The organism is Streptomyces sp. sk2.1 (assembly GCF_008120935.1).
Taxonomy (GTDB): Bacteria; Actinomycetota; Actinomycetes; order Streptomycetales; family Streptomycetaceae; genus Streptomyces.
Genome location: NZ_RDBO01000246.1, coordinates 1 through 6,426, shown reverse-complemented (window position 1 = coordinate 6,426; position 6,426 = coordinate 1). Strand labels below are relative to the sequence as shown.

General features: G+C 69.3%; 6 protein-coding genes. 3 read left to right on the top strand and 3 right to left on the bottom strand.

All coding sequences use genetic code 11. The annotated features are described in order from the left end of the window. Positions 1–43: 43 nt before the first annotated feature. From EAO76_RS43250 to EAO76_RS43240, 3 genes are all read right to left on the bottom strand, one after another. Positions 44–976 carry an alpha/beta hydrolase gene (locus EAO76_RS43250; RefSeq protein ID WP_222872280.1) on the bottom strand — a complete coding sequence of 311 codons (933 nt, stop codon included), beginning with the start codon at positions 974–976 and terminating at the stop codon, positions 44–46. A 63-nt stretch (positions 977–1,039) separates the two neighbouring features. Beyond that, complete coding sequence (locus EAO76_RS43245) at positions 1,040–1,972, bottom strand: alpha/beta hydrolase (protein WP_148841677.1); 933 nt, start codon at positions 1,970–1,972, stop codon at positions 1,040–1,042. 37 nt (positions 1,973–2,009) lie between these two features. Beyond that, positions 2,010–2,780 (bottom strand): SDR family oxidoreductase, encoded by a 771-nt coding sequence (locus EAO76_RS43240; protein ID WP_148841676.1) that lies wholly within the window; start codon positions 2,778–2,780, stop codon positions 2,010–2,012. Positions 2,781–3,026: 246 nt separating this feature from the next. Between EAO76_RS43240 and EAO76_RS43235 the strand changes: the two genes are divergently transcribed. The 3 genes from EAO76_RS43235 (at position 3,027) to EAO76_RS47160 (ending at position 6,419) form a co-directional block, all read left to right on the top strand. Further along, entirely contained in the window at positions 3,027–3,935 is a 909-nt protein-coding gene (locus tag EAO76_RS43235) for a helix-turn-helix domain-containing protein (RefSeq protein ID WP_148841675.1), read from the top strand. 35 nt (positions 3,936–3,970) lie between these two features. Next, a complete protein-coding gene (locus EAO76_RS43230) occupies positions 3,971–4,861 on the top strand; it encodes a helix-turn-helix domain-containing protein (RefSeq protein WP_148841674.1) in 891 nt (296 codons plus the stop codon). 1,348 nt (positions 4,862–6,209) lie between these two features. Then, positions 6,210–6,419, top strand: a complete 210-nt coding sequence (locus EAO76_RS47160; RefSeq protein WP_262376262.1) for a hypothetical protein — start codon at positions 6,210–6,212, stop codon at positions 6,417–6,419. Positions 6,420–6,426: the final 7 nt, after the last annotated feature.

Sequence of the window (6,426 nt, the reverse complement as noted above, 5' to 3'; positions counted from 1 at the left end):
CCCTTGGGGCTGCCCCACCCGGTGGGGTGGGGCAGCCTGGGTATCAGAGGTGCTTCTTGTAGAACGGGACCAGGTGGCTCAGGGCGATCTTGACCGGTTCGGGCTGGTCGTACAGGTCGTAGTGGGAGAAGCCTTCCGCCACGACCAGCTCCTTGTCCTTCGATGCCGCGCGGCGGTAGATCTCCAGGCCGTCCCTGTAGGCACCGAACGCGCCGGGCTTGTCCCCGACGACGACGCACAGCGGCCGCGTCAGGAGGACTTCGGCGCGGTGGAACGCGTCCCAGCCGATCGCGGAGCCCTGGCGGGAGAACAGCCCCTCGGTGCGGCCGCCGGGCTTCTCACCGCGGTCGGTGCGGTAGTAGTCGGTGGCCTCGGACAGATCGATCTCAGTGAGCCCCTGCTCCTTGGCCGCATCGGGTGAGGCCGGCAGGTACTGGGTCACCTTCCGCTCGCCTCCCCGTGCCTCGGCCGTGCGCTGCTCGGCGATGGCATCGAGGGCCCCGATGGGGTCGTAGCCGCTGAAGGACTCGTGCATCAGGCGCCCGAAGTTCACGCCCGTCACGCTGCCGACGGCCTTGATACGGCGGTCGGTCAGAGCGGCGTTGATGGAGTAGCCGCCGCCACCGCACACGCCGATGACTCCGATGCGGTCGGCGTCGACGTAGGGCAGCGTCACCAGGTGGTCGATGACGTAGCTGATGTCTTGGGACCGGTACACCGGGTCCTCGATGGAGCGCGGCTGTCCGCCGCTTTCGCCCTGGAAGCTGGCGTCGAAGGCGATGACGACGAACCCTTCTCCGGCCAGTGCGCTGCCGTAGACGTTGCCGGCCGTCTGCTCTTTGCACGAGCCGATGGGGTGGACGGCGACGATCGCGGGATAGGTCGTGTTCTCGTCGAAGCCGGGCGGGAGATGGATGTCGGCGGCCAGGTCCCAGGCGAGCGCCTTGACGGCCACGTGCTTGATGTTGTCGGTCACGGGGTTCTCCTCGGTGAAGCGGGGTGGCCGGTACGGGGACCGGCCACCTGTCCGCGGGTGGGGTCAGCCCTGGTCGGCGGGCTCGGCCGCGAGGTGCTCGTTGAAGAACGGGGTGGCGGCGGAGATGGCCTGGTCGACGTACTTGGGGATGTCGTAGAAGTCCATGTGGGTGCCGCCCTCGACGAGCGCGAGCTTCTTGGTGGTGCGGGCGCGGCCGTGGAGTTCGGTGGACATCCACAGCGATCCGGCTTCGCTGCCGGCGACGACGAGGAGGGGCTGGGTCAGGAGGTCTTCGACCATGTGGAAGGCGTCGAAGGTGAAGATCCGCGAGACGCTCCTGGTGAAGAGGAACTTGTTCTTGGCGTTGGGGTGCTGGGCGCGGGGGGTGAGGTAGTACTCGCTCGCCTCGGCCAGGTCGCGGGGGGTGTTCTCGTCCGGCTCGGCCGGGACGTAGGGCAGGTAGGTGGGCTCGGCGCCCTGGGCGGCTTCGGCGGTGCGCTGCTGGGCGAGGGCCTTGAGGGTGGGTACGGCGGCGGCGTCGGAGTCGGTGCCGTACCAGCCGCGGCGGAAGCTGGTGCCGATGTTGACGGCGCTGACGGTGGTGAGGGCCTTGATGCGGTAGTCGGTCATCGCGGCGTTGACGGCGTAGCCGCCGCCGGCGCAGATGCCGAGGGCGCCGATGCGCTCGGGGTCGACGAAGTCGAGGGTCTGGAGATGGTCGACGGCGGCGCGGACGTCGTCGACGCGGGCGTAGGGGTCCTCCAGGTGGTGCGGCTCGCCGCCGCTGTCGCCCTGGAAGGAGGCGTCGAAGGCGAGGGCGACGAAGCCCTGTTCGGCGAGCTTGCTCGCGTACAGGCCAGCAGCCTGCTCCTTCACGCCGCCGCCGGGGTGGACGACGACGACCGCGGCGTGGCGGATGGTGCGGTCGAGGCCCTCGGGCAGGTAGAGGTTGCCCGCCATGGTGATCTGGCCGTTGGGGAAGGTGATGGCGTCCATCGTGATGCTCCTGCTGGTGTCGTCAGGTGTGCGGTGGTCAGTGGATACGCAGGTGCGCGAGGTCGTCCTTGACGCGGGCCGGTTCGGCGTCCAGAGGCAGGTTGTCGGTGTCCTTGACGGCGTCAGGGGCTCCGGGCACGTCCGGCTCGGCCTCGGCGAACAGGGCGGTGAAGTCGGTGGTGGCGGGGCCGGGGCCGGAGAACACCTCGAAGGTCCGGCCGACGGCGGTGTCGTCCAGCAGGGCTTCGACCAGGAGCGCGCCCAGGACGTCACGGCCGATGCCGCCCTCGCCGGTGTCGCCCTGCTCGATCCGCAGGTGGCCGCCGCCCTCACCGGCGTCCAGCCAGCCCGGGCGCACGATCGTGTACGGGGCTCCGCTGAGCCGTACGAGGCGCTCGGAGCGGCGCTTCCAGTCCAGGGCGTGGCCGCTGTCGTTGAAGTAGTGGTTTTGGCGGGTGACGAAGATCGTTGTCTGCAGGACGATCCGCGGGCGGCGGTCACCGAGCGCGGTCAGCACGTTCGCGACGCCGCCGTAGTCGATGCGTTCGAAGGACTCGGAGCGTCCGTCGTCGTCCGAGCCGTGGACGAAGATGACGGCGTCGACGTCGGCGACGGCCTGGGTGAGCGTGTCCGGGTCCGTGAGGTCGCCGGCCACGATCTCGGTGCCGGGCGGCAGGAGCCGGCGGCCCCTGAGGGCGTCCCGGGTCAGAGCCACGGGGGTGAGGCCGCGGGCGGCGGCCGCCTCGGCGGTGTGACGGCCGGTTCGGCCCGTCGCCCCGACGACCAGGACACGGTCGATGTCAGGCATCAGAATCCAGCTCCTTCATTGCGCACAGGCGCCGTAGAGACTTCCGTCGGATACGGAGAAAATTGCGGCCCGACATTCCCTGATTCAGAATTCATATCGACTCTCCAAGGGCTTGCCCTGGCCACATGAAATACGGTCGCACGGCCCGAACTCCTCTACCAGAGGACACTTCCATCCCTGGAGGGATCCATCCAGGGATAAAAGTCTCCCTGCCACCGAAGTTGCACCCCGGGGAAACTGGGGACCATGACCGCCACCGTGCCGCGCCCCGACGAACTCGGGGCTTTCCTCAAAGCCCGCCGGGCCGAGCTGAGCCCCACCGCAGCCGGCCTTCCCGAGACCGGAGGCAGGCGCCGCGTCAGCGGCCTGCGGCGTGAGGAGGTCGCCGTGCTGGCCGCCATCAGCACCGACTACTACACCCGGATCGAACAGGGCCGCATACAGGCATCCGCGTCCGTGCTGCACACCCTGGCCCGCGTCCTTCACCTCGACGACGACCAGCGCACCTACATGCTCGAACTCGCGGGCCGCCCCCCGGCCCGGCCGGCACGCCGCGCCTCCCAGAAGGTGCAGCCCCGCCTGCGAAGGCTTCTGGCCGACCTGGGAACCACCCCGGGAATCGTCCTGGGAAGGCGCATGGAAATTCTCGCCTGGAATCCGCTCGCAGCGGCCCTCGTCGCCGATTTCTCCAGCATTCCGGAAAAGAACCGGAACTACATACGCATGCTTTTCACCGATCCCAGGATGCGGGATCTGTATGCCGACTGGGAAAATGTCGCCCACACCTGTGTGGCGCAGCTGCGCATGGAAGCCGCGAGGGATCCCGACAACCCCCGGCTTGCCGCTCTCGTCGGGGAGCTGTCGGTGCAGGACGCCGACTTCCGCCGGTGGTGGGCCGCCCACCACGTCGCCGTCCGCGGGGTGGGCACCAAGGTGATGCGGCACCCGATCGTGGGCGAGCTGACCCTGGACTGGGACACCCTCGCCCCGACGGTCGACGCCGACCAGCAGCTCGTCGTCTGGACCGCCGAACCCGGTTCCCCGTCCCACGACGCGCTGCAGATCCTCGCCTCCTGGACGGATGGCACAGCGGCGGACCGCTCCCCGACGACAGCGGCCGGCAACGCCTCTGGCGACGGTGTTCCGCGGAGGTGAGTCTCCTGGCCGCTGCTCGCTGCCACACTGGAACCATGGCTACCGGCAACAGCGATCCGAAGGAACTGGGTGTCTTCCTGAAGGCACGCCGGGCCGATCTCGAACCGCTCCAGGTGGGTCTGCCCGACCCCGGAAACCAGCGCAGGGTGGCCGGCCTGCGCCGCGAAGAGGTGGCCCAGCTCGCCGCCATCAGCACCGACTACTACACCCGGATCGAGCAGGGCCGCATGCAGGCGTCCCTGCCCGTCCTGGAGGCCATCGCCCGCGCCCTGCGCCTGAACGGCGACCAGCGCACCTACCTCTTCGAGCTCGCCGGCCGCACACCGGGCGGGCAGCCCGCGCCTTCGGGCCGGGAGGTCACCGAGCACTGCCGACGGCTCCTCGACCAGCTCACCGAGTCCCCCGCCCTGGTCCTGTCCGACACCATGGACGTCCTGGCCTGGAACCGGCTCGCCGCCGCCCTCCTCACCGACTTCGCCCAGGTCCCCGAAGCGGACCGGAATTACGTCTGGCTGCTCTTCAACGACCCTGCCCTGCGAGAGCTCTACGGCGACTGGACCGCCGGAGCGCACGCCTGCGTGGCCTACCTCCGCATGCACACCGCACGCCGCCCGGACGACCCCCGGCTCAAGCGCCTCCTGGCCCGGATGACACACCACGCCGACTTCCAGCACTGGTGGGCAACACGGGAGGTCGCCGTCCAGGGCACCGGCAACAAGATCTTCCACCACCCCGTCGCCGGAACCCTCACCCTCGACTGGGACACCCTCACCAGTTCGACCGCCCCCGACCAGCACATCGTCGTCTGGACCGCCCAGTCCGGCAGCCCCTCCCAGAAGGGACTCCGGATCCTGGCCGCCACCGCTGCACCCCAAGCGGTCCCGGCGCCCGCGCTCAACGGCAGCACCCACGAGGACCTCGCATAGTGGCGCCCGGACCGACCCGTATGTGAAGGGCCAGGCGGAGGGCAGGAGGGCAGGGCAGAGATCCCCCTTCCCGGCTCTTCCTCAGCCCGCTGCTCTCCGCCCAGCCGGACGAAGAGCGGAACGAACACTCCGGGGCCCTACGGTGCCGGCTCGTAGGAGACGACGGTCGCCGGGCAGTCCTTGGCGAGCCTCAGAAGGGCTTCCCGCTCAGCCTCATCGGCGGCAAGGTCCCAGCGCAGCTTCGTACCGACCCAGATCGCGGCATAGGCGCAGTGGTAGGAGGCGTCCGAGGGCAGCCACTCAGCCGGGTCCTTGTCCGCCTTGCTGCGGTTGGAGGCCGCGGTGACCGCGATCAGGGTGTCGGGACTGTCCTGGTCGTTCGCGTACGCTTCGCGTCGTGCCGGGCTCCACGGGGTCTACTCGGAGCCGTAGACCTCTGCGAGCGGCACGAAGTGATCCACATCGAGGCGGGCTGCGTCGGTCACCACGACGTTGTCGTACTTGCTGAGCCAGGAGCCTCCCGCCAGTGCGCAGCCGGCCGCGACCTGGGGTGCTTCGACGGCTTCAGCGAGGATGACTTCCTGGCGGCCGCGAGCGGGGCGAGGGTGAGGGAGAGCGCGGCCAGGCCGCGTACCAGGTTCTTGAACACGATGCTGTGATAGCGCCTGTTCGCCCGGTGCCAGGCCCGAAGTGCCCGCAGTTCAGCCCTGGGAGTGAACCAGGGACGACGTTGCCGGACGACGGTTGGAGCCCTGGCCAACTCCGAGGGAAAGGGCACCCGCAGTGCCGTCTACGGCATCAGCGCGTGGGCATCATGCTCGACGCCTGGCTCCGGTGCTGGCGATGCAGCGGATCCGCCACTCGATCGGGTGGACCGTAATGGGAAGCCGGCCGGTCCGGGCCCGGGGCCCGGATGATCATTCCGGCCGCCTGCCCTGTGGACGGCGGCTCAACCACACCTATTCGATAAGGGAATTGAGGAGATCCTCATGGCTGAAGCACTGAAGTACGGCGACCGGATCCACCTGCAGAACGGATACGGCAGCTGGGGCGGCGGTTACCTCGACACGAACGGCGCGAGCTCCGCGAACGGCGCCGTCTACGGGGTCTCCACCGCGGAAAGTCCGAACCGTGGTGCCGGGACAGGGACGTGGGAGATCGCGTCCGCCCAGGGCAAGACCACCGGCACGCCGGTCTCCAGCGGCGACCTGATCACCCTGCGCAACCTCTACGGGGCCGGAAGCTACCTGGACACCAACGGGCACGCCACCGAGGCCCAGAAGAAGGCCGGCGGCAAGTACGACGTTCTCACCGCCAAGAACGACGACCGCGGCACGGGCACCGCCGAGTGGCGCATCTTTGCCCAGACTTCCACCCCCCCCAGGACACTGTCGTCCACATCGGCGACACCGTCCACCTCTGGAACACCTACGGCGGCAACGGCGGCTTCCTGGAGACCAACGGCGCCGGCCCCACCGGCGGCAAGTACGACGTGTGCACCAACGCCTACTACAACCGCACCGGCAACGTCACCGACTGGCGCATCTCCCGCCCCTGACCCCACC